We start from the raw sequence: 15,105 nt of genomic DNA, 5'->3' as shown, positions 1-15,105 counted from the left end.
AGCTGCGAGTTTAATATTCTATTTTGCTTGTTCAAAAAGCAAATTAACACCTGTAGCTTTAGCTACCCGCACCATATAATTATTGACATTAGTACTAAATGATAATTCATCTACAATGCTTAAACTTCGTAATATTGGAAATATAATAAAATCATTAAGATCAAAATTATCGTTACGATTTTCTAACCATATATCAAGCAATTGCATTTGTGGTTCTAATTCAATCAACAAGGTGTGAGTTTCTTTATATAATACCGTTAAATCACCATAAGACTTAGCGACTCGGGTAAGGTATGCTTTTTTTGCTTCAGCTGTACTTACCTCAGGAAAATCAGTTTCAACAAAACGAGGTGTGACCAACTTAGATACTGTCTTTGATACGGCTTTGAACCAAGCATCAATCTCCGCAGAGACTTCTCCCCCTGCATATCTGGGTTCATTTAACTTATCGATATAATGGACAATATCCATACTTTCAGGTAAATAATTACCATCTTCTTTTTGTAAAATAGGTAACATTTTACGACCAATCATTCGAGTTGGCGTATCTATATCACTATCTAATAGAACAATTTCCTCAACTGCTATTTTTTTTAAACCGAAAATCATTCTCGCGCGTACACAAAATGGGCAATGGTCATAAATATATAGTTTCATCATAGGCCTCACCAGTTAATCAATAAAATACCTCTTCAAAATTATAGTATACATCAAGTTCTTTATGTTAAATTTGCAATCAACACATAAAATTAATAATGGCCGAATGAATGTCAAAATTCGATTAGAATTGAAGAGTATGTTATATTTTAAAATATAAACATATTAAACCTGATAGCGCCATATTAATTTATATCAATTTAATATAAATGAAATTTGAAATATCGCGGGTCTACTATCACCAATAATGGCTTATTAATTAATGTGTTAGCATCACCAGGATTTAATCAACAAAAAACATTATTTTATTTAACACTTATATTTAAGATTACAAAATATTAAATACTCTTATTTAGAGTTAGAGTTACGTTCCAATTTGGAACAAATAATAGCGTCAGGTTATTTGTAGATAAAGATCTATATCAAATCATTTAGTTACGTAATTTTAACTATAATTGATTTTATTTTCATTAAGTAAATGATACCACATTAATTGCAGTGTTATTTCCAGTTAGAACATTAAAATTTCCACATAAAATATATAAATATTTATCATAATTATGGGTAATAAAACTTTTAAATTAGATTGTTTTTTAATATACTATAGCTAGCACAGTTTATTAAAAATCACAGACAATAATAATCCTTCTAAAAATTGAGGATGTCATATGGACATTCATAGTATTATCGGTATTAAAATAAAAAATCGGAGAAAAGAATTAGGTTTATCTGGTGCAGATTTAGCTAATAAATTAAAGTTGAGCCAACAACAAATATCCCGTTATGAAAATGGTATCAATAAAATCCCTATTAATCATCTAATAGATATTGCTGATGTTTTAAAGTGTCCAATTGAATGGTTCTTTCAAGACTATAAAAATGAACTTCTTTATAATAAAAATAAAGATTTTAACGAAGTAGATCAAGGGTTTGAGTATGTAGCTGAAAGCGTGATTATTACGTCTAAAAATTACTCTTAAACACATTACACAATCACTTCAATTTATCAAAAACAAAAAACATAGCATTAAAAATGCTACGTTATCTTTGATTTTATAAAATGCTGTGATTGTGAACCTCTCTAAAATCATCAAGCATAAATTAAATAAAAATAGAAACAATGAAACATTTATTGTTTCTATTTAAATTAGGTTTAAACACCCTTATATCAAATTAACTCATTATAAATTCAGAAATCATTTTCAGTAAGAATACGCATTAAAAAATAATTACGTATAATAGATTAGCTAATCATACGTAATATCAAAAACCATTTTAGACTTAACTTCCCCTGATGAAATTGTTGACCCGTATTGATAGTATCGTGCAATATATTTTAAATCTATATTTTGTGTTTGCTTATCAACTAACCTTCCTATTCTATATTCAGAATTAAACGATAATGGTTTTTTATTTCCGCGCTCTAAAACTTGTATACCTACGCCATTAGCAGCACTTGACGCTGCTTGATTTACCAACACACCCTGTGTGCTGCTAATACCAACTGGATTTTCACCATTAAACGTCATCTTTACATTTGCAAAACCGGATACACTCACCCCACCACTACACCTTAATGTAATATCAAAGTTTCGCTCTCCAGCTGTCGTTCCTCTACCTTTCAATTCTGAACGCTTAATAGGATCAAGAAATACATTTTTATCTGTACCACCTTCAACTTGACAAGATGGTGAAACAATTGTGATAGCTTCGGCATTTAATTTAGTGACCAACCATGGATTATTATTAGGTATATAACCGTAAGAAGTATAATTTCCACTCGCTATCGTACCGGAACCCGTTATAGGCGCAGTTTTTATCAATGTCAGTATGAAAACAGAACCCGCCAAATAATAATTTGAAGATGAAGGTGTATAAAAAACATCCGGATAGGTCATTCGAACAGCACCTTCTCGATGAAATTTCATTCCGATACCCGCAACGTTAGTTTGATAGACTTTATTACCAAGCGGAGCTAAATTCGGCATTATTACTTGCGCAGTAATCGCTGTTCTTGCATCACAATATCCATAAGTAACATTTGAGTTTTCACTCATAGTCCATCGCTGTTCTGCAATGGTATCTCCTACCTGAAGATTAGGATTAACCACAACCCTGCCCATGCGCATATCAAGCTCATAAGTTTTTGCATTGGAACGATTACAAGCAGCAGAAGCGTAGCTAGCAGTAAAGAGTAAACCAATGCCAACATACCAGCGCCATTGAGTTGTTATTGACATAGAATTTCCTTACTGTTTCCTGCAACTAAAGAGAATGAGCACTGGCCATTATCCCATTTAATGATGGCCTCTTTTGCATTTTCATTATTAATAAACACAGTGCCACCTTGCCCAACAATACCGATAGACTCGCCTTGTTTATCAGTCACATTTGCACCAAATGGCAACGCTTTATTTCCAAATCTAATCACATTAAATGGCGTATTTTTTTCAATCTTAGTCTCAAATTTAACTTTTACGACACTTCCTTCATAAGGAACCACTTGACTAGATGTATTTTCAAATACAATGTCTTCAGGACTATTTTTTGGGTCAAGCTCAATATTATTAATACGGTATGGTCGAACATAAGGTGCGATAGCATAACCATTACGATCAATTTGTGCCCCAGGTGCACCTACTATCGATGCCCCCTCAGCACCTTTTGCTTCAATTAATGCTAAGGTCGTTGAACTGTTAGGTGTCAGAGTTACACCTCCTGAATGCACAATAACGGACCCATTTGCACCAAGACCAAATTGGCGATACCCCTGTCCTTGACTATAATTTGCATTGGTACTAACTGATGAAGTTCGGTAGCCGGTATTAATCCCTACATTTTTTTCACCGCCATTAGCAACTGATGTATTTACGCCATATGTCCAGTTATTATCTCGATCAAACGCACCACTCGCTCCAATTTGACTTGATCCAAATTTTTCATTATTAAAAGTCGTATTCGATGTAATCGTTGTACTTTGACTTTCTCCAAAATAGAGTGGGTAACTTAAATTCAACGCTATACGGTCATCTTTCTTATTATTAGTATTTTCCGCATAAACTCTCATGAGTGAAATACCATAAGAGAGACGATTGAAATTATTGTTATAACTAAGTTGGTATTGCTTTTCGGTACCGGATTTATCCCAATAAGTCGAAACACGCCCCGTAAAATATACGCCACCAAAACCGTCAGGTAATGTTTGGTTCAAGGTATAGCTGAAACCATTTTTTTCGCGTCCTAACGTGTTCTCTATTCCCCGCTTATCATTGTCGATCGCATACAGTGCATTACTAACGCTATAATAATCTTCTGTAGAATAACGGTATGCCGCAAGCACTACGTTGGTATCAGTTTGAGTAAAAAGACGACTGAAGGTAAAACGATAACTTTGTCCAGTTTCAGTTCTATACTTAAATGCTGTACGTGACTGAGTTAAGTCAATAGCAACAGCACCAATACCTGTATTAATACCTGTACCCACTAAATAAGCTTGGTAATCATCAAATCCGGTAACGCCCCCATAAAGGGTAAAGGTATTATTTAAGCCATGCTGAATAGTACCTTGCAAAATGAGAGGTCGATTTCTTAAACCATCCGCATCCGCTTTACCACTCGACACTTGATATCGGGTATAGCCAGGACGCAATAACTGAGCTAACGATGAATAAGGAACGCTAAAAATAGTTTCACTTCCATCAGCTTCTTTAACTGTCACGTTTAAATCATTACCATAACCGGATGGATATACGTCAGTTAAATTAAATGGCCCTGGAGGCACTGATGTTTGATATATAATGGAGCCATTTTGTTTAACAGTCACCAAAGCATTACTTTGTGCAATTCCTCTGATTTCTGGTGCATAAGTTGTCATTCCATCAGGGTACATATTATCGTCAGTGGCTAGCTTCGCACCACGCAAACTAATGCTATCAAAAAGGTCACCATCAGTATAAAACTGTCCCACAGTCGCTTTAGACTTTAATGATGCCATTGGTTTTTGTAGATAAGTCTGGTTACTATTCCAATTTGTTCCATCATGACGTTGCCAACTAAGATTCCCCATATGCTTAAGTAACCAACCGTCGAAACTTAATCCTGCATTTAATCCAATATAAGCACTTGCATCATTAGTACCTTGAGAACCACTGGTATGATTATCATAATAGTTAGCCATGTAGCCAAGGTTTAGTGCTGGAATACCTGTTTCCCAAAATTGGTTAGAAACATAGCCACGAGAAATTCTTTGTTCATAAATTTGTGGAACTGAAATATCTAAACGTAATGTTGATGAATGAAAAACACTACTAACATCTTTCTCGTTATTCCATTGGCTTAAGGGTAAACAATCTTTGCTATCTTGGGCTATTTTAGGGTTTAATTTTTCTGCACTAATCCCAAAATCAGAGAGCATTGCAGGTGTATAACATATTCCTAGCTCGCCTGTTTCTGTCTGTTCAAAATTAAGATCATAACGCCCCTTCCAATTATTATTGGTGTAAACATCTACAGAATATTTACCAGGACTAATACCTGAGGTATTAAAACGTTTTAAATCAATATCTTCTTTGCTACCAATAATAAAGCCACTATTAAATTCGTAGGTTGTATCTTCTTCACCCCAAGCAGGAAAAGTAGAGGCTATACATACAGTGACAAAACAGGTCACCGAGAGTGTATTGCTATATTTATTTATTAACTCTCGTTGTTTCATTATATATTCCTATCTTACGGTGGTTTTCACCGCAATATCTGATCCATAATCATTAATATTATTAATAATGATGTTACTGCCAGGTTTTAGTGTTTGTTTTAACATCACTATGGATTGACTTTTAGGTTCTACTAAAATAGTTTTTTCATTCAGACTTGTTTTACCGTCAGTAGAAATTTTTGTAATAGTAATAAAGTACGGCGAAGGATTGTCTATAATAATATTATTACCGTTTGCTTTAATTATTAATTGCTCAGGTGCCAATTCGCGACTACTTAAACCAATCGGACGATAGAAAAATTTAAAACGAGAACGTATTGCTAATTGCAATACATTTTGATTTTCCTGAGCTTTATTCTTTTCCATGGGCGGAATATCTAAAATATTTAACCACCACAGACTTTCTCTATCTTGAGGAATACTCGCTTTATCCATTAGCTTAATTCGCAGTGTTTGCCCGCCCTTAGCCTCTACACGCGAAATAGGTGGTGTAATTTGAAAAGGTGTTTTTATTGTATCCGGTGTTTCGGACGCATCCCCAGTATCAAGCCAAGCCTGGGCAACAGCAGGACGATCAGCTGTATTACTTAGTTGCACAGTAATTTCTTTTTCATTTCCAGGATAAATAAACCTAGTACCATTAACAATAATATTACTAGCAAATACGTTTATACTGAAAAATAAGCAAAATATAAATACTAACGCTTTCATTTTTACCTCAGGATAAAAGCGGCAGATTCTCCACCGCTTCTTAATATCATGCTTATTAATTAATATTAAAATTCAAATATTAATTAAAGATATTCTTTTTGTTATTGGTAAGTAATTTCATAAGTTGCATAACTTTGAACTTCACCTGTAGTAACAGTTTTAGGTGTAGAAGTTGCGTAACCTACGTAATATTGAAAACGAGCACCGTTTGCAACTTTAGTTGTATCGCCTGTCGCTTTTTCTTGCCCAGCTTCACCAGGAATAATTTTCTTACCTAAATTAGTTTCGTCATTCACAGAAAGTACTAATTGAATATTTTTAGCACCTGTCGTTTCTGTGTTAGCTAAATAACCTAATGATTTACCTGCGCCACTTTGCAGTAAATTACCACCAGTCCAAGTAACACCTAATTTATCACCGGTCACTGCAGTCGTTGCCGCAGAACAGTCCGTAACATCAATCACAAATGATTTAGGTTTTAAATAGGTATCTGGTGCCGCTGCATTGACCTCTGTTAGTGAAACTGGCGCTAAGTAAACGCTTGCATCACTGCCTTGGCCATCTACAGAAACAGAGCAAGAAACATCAGTTACTTTACCATGAAAATTAACTTGACCACCGCCAACATTAGTACTCGCCGCATTAGCTGTAGATAGACCGATGAATGCAGTTGCAACTGTAGTTAATAATACTTTATTCATTTTTATGTCCTATTATGAGGGTTTTCTTTTTTGTATTTAAAGACTTATTAAGCATTAGTTTTATTTAGTAGAAAATGAAAAAACAGGAAACTTGCCGCATAAAAATACAGCGGAAATATCCATATTTTATTTTTAAACTAATTGCTTTAATGCTGTTGTTTAAATGCAGCTGCATTAAGGCAAATAAATATATTTCTTAAATAGTCTTATTTCGAATTTATAATCATAGCTCTGTATGATTTCGAAAAGAGGATACATAAAAACTTAAATTTAATTAAATCGTTTTTATCATCACTTATGAATTATTTGATAGGCGCAAGCTATTAGACTTTGATTATTAATTGAAAATAGCGATAGATTTATTTGGCTCAATTACTCTCATTCGAGAATTAAAATAGAACTTTACAATTGTTTCAGCAGGTTAATTAAATTAATATGCAGAATAAATGAATTATGTAGATTTAAATAAAATGAAAACAATCAATAAATGGACCTAAAATGATGAAAAAAAATACATAGAGATAATTTTAGTATTAAATTCATAACTATATTTATCATTATACGAATACTTGAAAAACCAAAAACATTAATTTAACTAATGATTTGTCGATTTAAAAAAAATAACACAGAACGATAAAATAAAAAATTATATCTCGAATTATCGTTCTTGATATAAATTTAACTCAAAATGAGAGTAAAATTACTTTTTAATACTAAGAGCATACTTTTTTCATTAAAAAAGAACGATAGTCTCATTTTGGCGAGATAATATTCTATTTTATTTAAAATAAAAAAATATACGTAGATTTAATCTAGAATAGCGTAAAGAAAAAAACATTAAATCCACAACTTAATTCTCTTGCCATATTAAAATACATTTAAATATACATCTCAACTAGATAGTCTTTTTCTGTACCTATGTTAGCAAAAGTTATCTTTTTTTAATTAAAATACAGAATATGTCTACATTTTGTTAAAAATACAATTCATTAAGCCTCAAAAATATGAATGCATAACTTATTGAAAGTTATGGGTTTTATAAACCATAGGCCAATGTAAATAAAAAGTTCTATTCACCGAATATTATCATTAAGAATATTCCTAATTTACTCACATAAGGTGTAATCATGTGACTTACCCTCTAAAACAATCTAAAAAAGACCCTCTTTGTTAGATAAATTAATTTCAGAATTGGAATTTTACAACCAATCTAAAAATTCAATCACGACATTAACCATCAAATTTGTTCTAATTATCTAACATAAAATAGCTATCCCATTTTGAAAATCATAATTAGACAAATTTGAGACATTGAAAGATAAAAATATTTTATATCAATAATTTATCGTATATCAATTAAGTGTTCTGCAACATATTTTTATTAGTAGTAATAGTTTATAGATGGAAAATGGATTCGCTGCCGATTAAACTAAATCAATAGAGATAGTAATTTCGTAATCAGGTTAATAGAGGAGTGTTTTAAAATACCTTGAGCCAATACATTACAGATATAACATATTGTTATTTAACAATATAAATTAGACAACCAAAATAAAAAGGCTGGCTCCTGTGTTGAACAGAAACCAGCCCTTAAGTACTGTGTTTTCATTAAATTAAAAACAAAATGTATATTGAGAGATTACTTATATTCAGCATCGAGTTGTACAACCTCAGCTTTTCCATCTTTCATTTCACAAATAACTTTCTGCGCTTTATTCAGCATCCAAGTGGTAATTTCATATTTAACGTTTACAGTATCTTGCTCGACAGTTCTAGGATACTGTGCGAAATCACCACTTCTTTCTTCTAATCTTTGCTTACACGCATCTATATCTGGCATATCACCGCTACCAGAAACTTTGTACTCTTTGATTTCAGGATAATGTTTAGCGGCAATCATTTCATGCAATTGCTCAACAGTATAATTTTTCTCGGCAAGTACGCCAAAAGTACATAACAAGAAGGATGCGCCTAATAATATTTTTTTCATGATCTACAATATTTAGTTTGATGTCATAAAATAATAGGCTATTACAATCAGTTAAACAATAAAAACCCCTCAATGATAGATTGGAATTTAGTAATGACATAAACAAAAAAGTTATGTAATGCATAATCTACAATGAATTAGTACTTTCTTTGATTTGACAATGATTATCATTCAATGTTAGTTGTATTGATAGTTTATTGGTCTTAAGCGACTTATCCAAAAAATAAAAAACCTAATATCCGCAAATTAGCACGCCTTATAGGACTCTATATGAATAATTATTGTTTTTTTGTGAAGTCAGAAAAGATTATCGCTATAGAAAAATCAAATGAGCAAAATATTCAAAAACTCATTGCTGCTGGATATAAAAAGCAGTTTGAAGAAGTAAGAGCAACGTCAACGAAAAAGGCATTTAAACGTTTTGCAGATATTCGCGGCGAGGAAATTAAGAACATATATGCACTTACAGGTTCAGATGTTCTGTTAGGTATCGTTGGTATTATAGGTATGGTTTTTAAATAAAAACAATATGAAAGTAAACCTAATGTGAATGGTAAAAACAGAATTAATGAATATTCTCTTAGTAAAGTATATGAGCCACCACATATATTCACTTATTGGACTTTTAGCGCTGGAGTTTAATAGCGGCACAGGGCACAGACGAGGCATATGTCAACACAAGTGATTATCGCATTTATACAAGATAAAAATGACAATCAAATTACGCTATTATGCCCAAAGCTTTAACAACATACCCGTCCATGCTTAAATCATATTAACCTAATGTAATTTAGCCAGTAAATCAGGATATTAACCCCTACCCGTCGGCTTATTCATAATATGATCTTCCCAATCAACCACATCAGTTTCTTTTACGGCAATGTGACGAACAGAAATACCTTCATTATGCATTGCTATCTTTGAGCCCGTTTTAAGTGGATGCCAAGCAGGAAGTTGCTTACCCTCTAATAAAAGACGATAAGCACAAGTATTTGGCAGCCATTCAAAAGTTTCTAGGTTATGACGATTTAACTTGATGCAATCTTCCTCATAATCGAAACGGTTTTCATAATGCTTACACTGACAGGTTTTTAGATTCAACAGATTACACGCAACATTAGTGAAATAAATTTCGTCGGTATCTTCATCTATGAGTTTATGCAGGCAACATTGCCCACAACCGTCACAAAGTGATTCCCATTCACCATCAGTCATTTCATCTAATGTTTTAATCTGCCAGAACGCCTGAGACATAATACTTATTAATCCTTTACTTAAATAACTCTAGTGGTCAACGAGTTATCATTAATTGATAGCTTTAACATATCGCCAGAAATCAATGGACCGACACCTTCTGGTGTCCCTGTCAAAATGACATCCCCTGCACGTAACGTGAAGAAGCGGGACATATAGCTAATAAGGGGTAAAATCGGTGTGATCATATCACGCGTTGTACCAGACTGGCGAACCTCCCCATTGATTTCTAATGAAAGCTGTACATTTTGCAGGTCGCTTGAAGCGCTAACAGGAATAAAACCCGATATAGGGCAAGAGCCATCAAATGCTTTGCTTTTTTCCCACGGCTGTCCTGCTTGCTTAAATTTAGCTTGTAAGTCTCTAAGCGTTAAATCTAACGCAACCGCATATCCGGCAATTGAACGAGAAACCCTATCCTCATCCGCATTTTTTAATGGCATACCAATTAATATTGCGAGTTCAACTTCGTGGTGCACGGCACCTAAATCTTTTGGAATAACAATCGATTGATTGATATCACATAATGCCGTTTCCGGCTTAATGAAAATAACAGGTTCTTCAGGATGTGCAGAACCCATTTCTTTAATGTGTTTTGCGTAGTTACTACCAACGCAAACAACCTTATTTGCTGGAAAATCAAGTAAAGCACCCTGCCAGTCGCGATGTTGATACATAATGGTAACTCCTCTTATCGTTATTGTATTTTATTAGCGATGCCATCAGCCATCATGCATACGCTCAATGCAAAATAGTATGAACGGTTCCAGTGCATAATAGTCCGGAAATTCTCAGTAACTAAAAACGTTCGCCCCTCTGGGTCATCAGGAATAACAATCCATGTTTTTACATCTGGAGACAACTGCGCGAACGCAGGTAATTTAACGCCCAGTTGCTCCCACTGACTCACTGTTTTTCCTTGCTCTGATTTAACACCTTCTAGGCTTCGATTAAAATCAGCGGGTAAACTAACTTGATAACCCCAAGGTAATGCAGATTGCCAGCCTTCTGTAGATAAATAATTAGCAATAGAAGCAAAAACATCCGCTTTATTATTCCATATATCCATTTTGCCATCACCATCACCATCTGCCGCATAAGACAAATAGGAGGTTGGCATAAATTGGCTTTGCCCCATTGCACCAGCCCATGATCCTTTAAGCTGTTGGTTCTCTGGAATATAACCCTTATCCATAATCTCGAGAGCAGCTAATAGTTGTTTACTAAAAAGTGCTTCGCGGCGACCTTCAAACGATAGCGTTGCCAATGCTGAAATAACATCTTCTTTCCCCTGAGAACGACCAAATCCGCTTTCTAGTCCCCATAGAGAAACAATAAACTGTGGTGGAACACCATAGCGCTGGCTAACTGTATCAAGTATTAATTGATTTTCGAAATACTTGTCAGCGCCTGCATTAATCCGTGAATTAGGTAACACATTTTTTAGGTAGCTCGCTAAGGTAACGGTAGCCCTCTTTTCAGGCTGTCCTTTATCGGCTTTCACTACTCGCTCAATAAAGTGAATATTGGCAAATCCGCGATCGATGGTCGCAGCCTTAATTCCCTGAGCCTCAGCATGTTGTTTCAATAATTCAACATAGGCTGGAAATTGAGAAGGCTCACGCTGCTCAATAGGAAAAGCTTTATCTAAGGCGACAACCTCTTTTGCAATTGCCGCCTCTTGCTCAACACTAATCGTTTGGGTTGTCGTATTTGTTGGCTGTCGTGCTGTGCAACTTGCTAAAAGCACACCAGCGACTAATGTATATAATAATGTAGGTTTCATTTTCACCCTCCAGACAGTATTAACTTTTAAGGATTATCTTAATTTGCTTTAGCCGTTTGTTTCTCTATATTCAGAAAGCAAATCCTCGACTGGAGGTGGAAATTGCAAATAATAACCGACAGCTGATAGATCAGCTTTAACACGCGCAACGTCTGCATTGGCTAGCTTTTCTCGCTTATCAAGAGAAATCACCATAGCGAATTGAGGCCTGCCAAATTGTTTTAATAGTTCTTCGGGCACGCGGGAAAAATCATCTTTTTTTTCAACATAAAGATATGTTTGGGAGCGGTTAGGGCTTCTATAAATTGCACAAATCATTATATTTAACTCTTTTTCTTGGTTCATTAGCTTGCTTGAAGAATACAGTAACTATAACATGCTATTGTTTTACAGAATATCTTCACCCGAGGATTGCTTCGGAAATTTTAATTTGCTGAGTCTAGATAGATGCCACAATCGCCAATAGAACTTAAAGGCAGTAGTTTTACTCTCTCAGTTCTTCACTTATATAGTGAAGAACCTAAACTCATCAAAAAAGCATTGCTAGATAAAGTCAGCCAAGCGCCTGACTTCCTAAAAAATGCCCCCGTTGTCATTAATATTGCAGAACTGACGCCAAATGCGGATTTATATAGCATTCATAAAGCAATTGCATCGGCAGGTTTAAGAATTGTAGGTGTGAGTGGCTGTACTGACCCTTTGTTGAGAAAAAAAGTTAATGATGCAGGCTTGCCAGTACTGAGTGAAGGGAAAAGTAAAAAAACAGCTGAAATTCAATTAGACGTTGTAAACCCAAAACCTGAAATATCAACAGTACCAGTGCAAACAGAAGCCGGGTATCGTAAAACTCGCATTATTAATACTCCAGTACGTTCAGGCCAACGCATTTATGCACCAAATAGTGATCTCATCGTCACCAGTAATATTAGTGCGGGTGCAGAATTATTAGCAGATGGTAATATTCATATATATGGCGTAATGAGAGGCCGAGCATTAGCCGGTGCTTCTGGTGATATTGAAAGTCAGATTTACTGTACGCATTTGCAAGCAGAATTAGTTTCTATTGCAGGTGAATACTGGCTGAGCGATCAAATTCCAACAGAATTTCTCTCCAAAGCAGCAAAACTTCGTTTAGTTGATAACAAACTTAATATTGAATACTTAAATTAGACCTTATTTACAAGGAATTATTCATGGCACGCATAATCGTTGTTACTTCTGGTAAAGGTGGTGTTGGTAAAACCACTTCAAGCGCGGCCATAGCTACTGGGCTGGCACAAAGTGGAAAGAAAACCGTCGTTATCGATTTTGATATCGGTCTACGTAATCTTGACCTCATCATGGGCTGCGAGCGCCGAGTAGTGTATGACTTCGTTAATGTCATCCAAGGCGATGCAACCTTAAACCAAGCATTGATCAAAGATAAACGGACAGAAAATTTATACATTCTTCCTGCTTCACAAACTCGCGATAAAGATGCACTAACTCGTGATGGTGTTGAAAAAATACTTGATGAGTTAGGCGATAAACTAGAGTTTGATTTCATCGTTTGTGATTCACCCGCAGGGATTGAAAGTGGTGCTTTAATGGCCCTTTATTTTGCTGATGAAGCAATTATTACTACCAATCCTGAAGTTTCTTCAGTCCGTGACTCTGACCGTATTTTAGGTATTCTTGCCTCTAAATCACGCCGTGCAGAAAGGGGCGAAGACCCAATTAAAGAGCATTTGTTATTAACCCGCTATAACCCTGGTCGGGTAACTCGCGGTGATATGCTCAGTATGGAAGATGTTCTGGAAATTTTGTGTATTCCACTTATTGGTGTCATTCCAGAAGACCAATCTGTACTACGTTCATCAAACCAAGGTGAACCCGTTATTTTAGATACAGAATCCGATGCAGGCCAAGCATATAGCGATTGTGTTGCACGTATTTTAGGTGAAGATCGCCCTATCCGATTCATTGAAGAAGAGAAAAAAGGCTTCTTAAAACGCCTGTTTGGGGGGTAAATAATGGCTTTATTGGATTTCTTTCTGTCGAGAAAAAAACCGACAGCGAATATCGCAAAAGAGCGATTACAAATCATTGTTGCAGAGCGTCGTCGTGGTAATAGCGAACCGGCTTATCTTGCGGATATGAAACGAGATATTCTGCAGGTTATCTGTAAATATGTTCAAGTTGACCCAGGAATGCTATCCGTTCAATTTGAACAAAAAGGCGATGATATTTCTGTTCTTGAGTTAAACGTCACCCTTCCTGAAGGCGATGACATTAAAACGACCGAATAAGAAAACCGCAAAGAAAGCCGCTGTTATTAATTTAATAGTATTAACCTAGCTAAGTGCATTAATGCTGGCGGCTTGCTTTTTATTTTATCTATTTTATCTCAACTAGCGCTATTCAATCGGCACAATTGGACGGTGATCCTTGCCTTAATCAACGATATGTATTATCCCAAAAGCCGATTTTATTTTTGTACAACTAAAGCGTGAATTCAATTTCTAGTGTAATTAATCTATTAAGATCTGCAGGTGGCACACCCACTGAACGACTTTTTCGCATAGCCTCTAAAGCAGCGTTGTCTAATTGACTGTTATTTGACGATTTAGCTACCAAAATACGAGTTAATTCACCTTGCGCGGTTAATTCAAAGTTAGCCTTTACTTTACCCTCAATATGCATATTTCTCGCTTTTCTTGGGTATATTTTATGTCTTTCAATTTCTTGCCTAAGCTTATCAAGATATAATTGATGCAAGCTATCTATATCATCGCCTAATGCAACTGAATTTTGTGAACCTTGCGTTCCAACTGCCTGCGATTGAGCACTATTCTCACCATCCTTAGAACTTTGTTTTTCATCGTCGCTTCGCTCACTTTTGGGCTTATCCTCTTTTTGTATCACTCTATCTTTTATCGGTTCATCCATGTTTTTTTTGCTGATATTTTTTTTAGTCACTTTGGATACTTTGTTTTCATTATGAGTTTCACTTTTTTGTTTATTAACTTTGATGGCTGCATTTTCCACTTGAGCAGTAACACTAATTAATCCCCCTCCATTACTTTCTGGGATAGCCACCGTACTAACTTGTTTTTCAATCACTGCATGAGTTAATGCAATTGAAATAACAGTTGCGTTAATCGGTGTGTAAATTTGTGACGATAAAGTGCTATAAGACATAAGACAATAATAAATAAAACCACCATGTAATAGCAAAGAGGCGGTAAAAGTATAATTAAAACGTCGATTAATCATTTTTAGATCTCAATTAAACCCTTCGCTGTTTAATATA

16 protein-coding genes are annotated in these 15,105 nt (G+C 34.9%); 5 read left to right on the top strand and 11 right to left on the bottom strand.

Going from position 1 to position 15,105, the window contains the following annotated elements; all coding sequences use genetic code 11:
* Window positions 1–18: 18 nt before the first annotated feature.
* Window positions 19–657: a glutaredoxin 2 gene (grxB, locus tag DD649_RS03185; RefSeq protein ID WP_294103879.1), complete on the bottom strand. Its 639-nt coding sequence runs from the start codon at window positions 655–657 to the stop codon at window positions 19–21.
* 668 nt (window positions 658–1,325) lie between these two features.
* Between grxB and DD649_RS03180 the strand changes: the two genes are divergently transcribed.
* Window positions 1,326–1,637, top strand: coding sequence for a helix-turn-helix transcriptional regulator (locus DD649_RS03180; RefSeq protein WP_294103522.1), 312 nt, complete (start codon window positions 1,326–1,328; stop codon window positions 1,635–1,637).
* A 267-nt stretch (window positions 1,638–1,904) separates the two neighbouring features.
* On the opposite strand, the gene DD649_RS03175 is transcribed toward DD649_RS03180, so the two are convergent.
* The 5 genes from DD649_RS03175 to DD649_RS03155 all read right to left on the bottom strand — a co-directional run bounded on the left by DD649_RS03175 (window position 1,905) and on the right by DD649_RS03155 (window position 8,773).
* On the bottom strand, window positions 1,905–2,897 hold the full coding sequence (locus tag DD649_RS03175) for a fimbrial protein (protein WP_294103520.1): 993 nt from the start codon (window positions 2,895–2,897) through the stop codon (window positions 1,905–1,907).
* Window positions 2,888–5,371, bottom strand: coding sequence for a fimbria/pilus outer membrane usher protein (locus DD649_RS03170; protein ID WP_294103518.1), 2,484 nt, complete (start codon window positions 5,369–5,371; stop codon window positions 2,888–2,890). Before DD649_RS03170 ends, DD649_RS03175 begins: the two co-directional genes overlap by 10 nt.
* A 9-nt stretch (window positions 5,372–5,380) precedes the next feature.
* Entirely contained in the window at window positions 5,381–6,082 is a 702-nt protein-coding gene (locus DD649_RS03165; RefSeq protein WP_294103516.1) for a fimbria/pilus periplasmic chaperone, read from the bottom strand.
* 101 nt (window positions 6,083–6,183) lie between these two features.
* On the bottom strand, window positions 6,184–6,783 hold the full coding sequence (locus DD649_RS03160; RefSeq protein WP_294103514.1) for a fimbrial protein: 600 nt from the start codon (window positions 6,781–6,783) through the stop codon (window positions 6,184–6,186).
* Window positions 6,784–8,422: 1,639 nt separating this feature from the next.
* A complete protein-coding gene (locus DD649_RS03155; RefSeq protein WP_294103511.1) occupies window positions 8,423–8,773 on the bottom strand; it encodes a hypothetical protein in 351 nt (116 codons plus the stop codon).
* Between the two features lie 270 nt (window positions 8,774–9,043).
* On the opposite strand from DD649_RS03155, the gene DD649_RS03150 reads away from it, so the two are divergent.
* Complete coding sequence (locus DD649_RS03150) at window positions 9,044–9,295, top strand: hypothetical protein (RefSeq protein ID WP_294103509.1); 252 nt, start codon at window positions 9,044–9,046, stop codon at window positions 9,293–9,295.
* A gap of 288 nt (window positions 9,296–9,583) precedes the next feature.
* On the opposite strand, the gene DD649_RS03145 is transcribed toward DD649_RS03150, so the two are convergent.
* From DD649_RS03145 to DD649_RS03130, 4 genes are read right to left on the bottom strand one after another with little or no spacing between them, the layout of a single operon-like run.
* Window positions 9,584–10,027: a YcgN family cysteine cluster protein gene (locus DD649_RS03145; RefSeq protein WP_294103507.1), complete on the bottom strand. Its 444-nt coding sequence runs from the start codon at window positions 10,025–10,027 to the stop codon at window positions 9,584–9,586.
* Between the two features lie 20 nt (window positions 10,028–10,047).
* Window positions 10,048–10,704 carry a fumarylacetoacetate hydrolase family protein gene (locus tag DD649_RS03140; protein ID WP_294103505.1) on the bottom strand — a complete coding sequence of 219 codons (657 nt, stop codon included), beginning with the start codon at window positions 10,702–10,704 and terminating at the stop codon, window positions 10,048–10,050.
* 20 nt (window positions 10,705–10,724) lie between these two features.
* Window positions 10,725–11,813, bottom strand: coding sequence for a lytic murein transglycosylase (locus DD649_RS03135; protein ID WP_294103503.1), 1,089 nt, complete (start codon window positions 11,811–11,813; stop codon window positions 10,725–10,727).
* Window positions 11,814–11,861: 48 nt separating this feature from the next.
* Complete coding sequence (locus tag DD649_RS03130; protein ID WP_294103877.1) at window positions 11,862–12,131, bottom strand: YcgL domain-containing protein; 270 nt, start codon at window positions 12,129–12,131, stop codon at window positions 11,862–11,864.
* Between the two features lie 129 nt (window positions 12,132–12,260).
* Here DD649_RS03130 and minC point away from each other — a divergent pair, with 129 nt between their 5' ends.
* Genes minC through minE form a run of 3 tightly spaced genes read left to right on the top strand, consistent with a single transcriptional unit; the run spans window position 12,261 to window position 14,101 of the window.
* A complete protein-coding gene (minC, locus tag DD649_RS03125; protein WP_294103501.1) occupies window positions 12,261–12,983 on the top strand; it encodes a septum site-determining protein MinC in 723 nt (240 codons plus the stop codon).
* 23 nt (window positions 12,984–13,006) lie between these two features.
* Window positions 13,007–13,822 (top strand): septum site-determining protein MinD, encoded by an 816-nt coding sequence (gene minD, locus DD649_RS03120; RefSeq protein ID WP_294103499.1) that lies wholly within the window; start codon window positions 13,007–13,009, stop codon window positions 13,820–13,822.
* Window positions 13,823–13,825: 3 nt separating this feature from the next.
* Window positions 13,826–14,101: a cell division topological specificity factor MinE gene (gene minE / locus DD649_RS03115; RefSeq protein ID WP_294103497.1), complete on the top strand. Its 276-nt coding sequence runs from the start codon at window positions 13,826–13,828 to the stop codon at window positions 14,099–14,101.
* A gap of 193 nt (window positions 14,102–14,294) precedes the next feature.
* Here the strand turns inward: minE and DD649_RS03110 are convergent, their stop codons facing one another.
* A complete protein-coding gene (locus DD649_RS03110; protein WP_294103495.1) occupies window positions 14,295–15,068 on the bottom strand; it encodes an energy transducer TonB in 774 nt (257 codons plus the stop codon).
* Between the last annotated feature and the right edge of the window lie 37 nt (window positions 15,069–15,105).

The organism is Providencia sp. (assembly GCF_003533305.1).
In the GTDB taxonomy this organism is placed as follows: domain Bacteria; phylum Pseudomonadota; class Gammaproteobacteria; order Enterobacterales; family Enterobacteriaceae; genus Providencia.
The sequence above is the reverse complement of the archived record's forward strand: the minus strand, read 5'-3'. Positions and strand labels throughout refer to the sequence as shown.

Bases quoted from the DNA above. Each gene is read 5' to 3' on its own strand.
- grxB (WP_294103879.1), bottom strand. From the start codon at position 657: ATGAAACTATATATTTATGACCATTGCCCATTTTGTGTACGCGCGAGA.
- DD649_RS03180 (WP_294103522.1), top strand. From the start codon at position 1,326: ATGGACATTCATAGTATTATCGGTATTAAAATAAAAAATCGGAGAAAA.
- DD649_RS03175 (WP_294103520.1), bottom strand. From the start codon at position 2,897: ATGTCAATAACAACTCAATGGCGCTGGTATGTTGGCATTGGTTTACTC.
- DD649_RS03170 (WP_294103518.1), bottom strand. From the start codon at position 5,371: ATGAAACAACGAGAGTTAATAAATAAATATAGCAATACACTCTCGGTG.
- DD649_RS03165 (WP_294103516.1), bottom strand. From the start codon at position 6,082: ATGAAAGCGTTAGTATTTATATTTTGCTTATTTTTCAGTATAAACGTA.
- DD649_RS03160 (WP_294103514.1), bottom strand. From the start codon at position 6,783: ATGAATAAAGTATTATTAACTACAGTTGCAACTGCATTCATCGGTCTA.
- DD649_RS03155 (WP_294103511.1), bottom strand. From the start codon at position 8,773: ATGAAAAAAATATTATTAGGCGCATCCTTCTTGTTATGTACTTTTGGC.
- DD649_RS03150 (WP_294103509.1), top strand. From the start codon at position 9,044: ATGAATAATTATTGTTTTTTTGTGAAGTCAGAAAAGATTATCGCTATA.
- DD649_RS03145 (WP_294103507.1), bottom strand. From the start codon at position 10,027: ATGTCTCAGGCGTTCTGGCAGATTAAAACATTAGATGAAATGACTGAT.
- DD649_RS03140 (WP_294103505.1), bottom strand. From the start codon at position 10,704: ATGTATCAACATCGCGACTGGCAGGGTGCTTTACTTGATTTTCCAGCA.
- DD649_RS03135 (WP_294103503.1), bottom strand. From the start codon at position 11,813: ATGAAACCTACATTATTATATACATTAGTCGCTGGTGTGCTTTTAGCA.
- DD649_RS03130 (WP_294103877.1), bottom strand. From the start codon at position 12,131: ATGATTTGTGCAATTTATAGAAGCCCTAACCGCTCCCAAACATATCTT.
- minC (WP_294103501.1), top strand. From the start codon at position 12,261: ATGCCACAATCGCCAATAGAACTTAAAGGCAGTAGTTTTACTCTCTCA.
- minD (WP_294103499.1), top strand. From the start codon at position 13,007: ATGGCACGCATAATCGTTGTTACTTCTGGTAAAGGTGGTGTTGGTAAA.
- minE (WP_294103497.1), top strand. From the start codon at position 13,826: ATGGCTTTATTGGATTTCTTTCTGTCGAGAAAAAAACCGACAGCGAAT.
- DD649_RS03110 (WP_294103495.1), bottom strand. From the start codon at position 15,068: ATGATTAATCGACGTTTTAATTATACTTTTACCGCCTCTTTGCTATTA.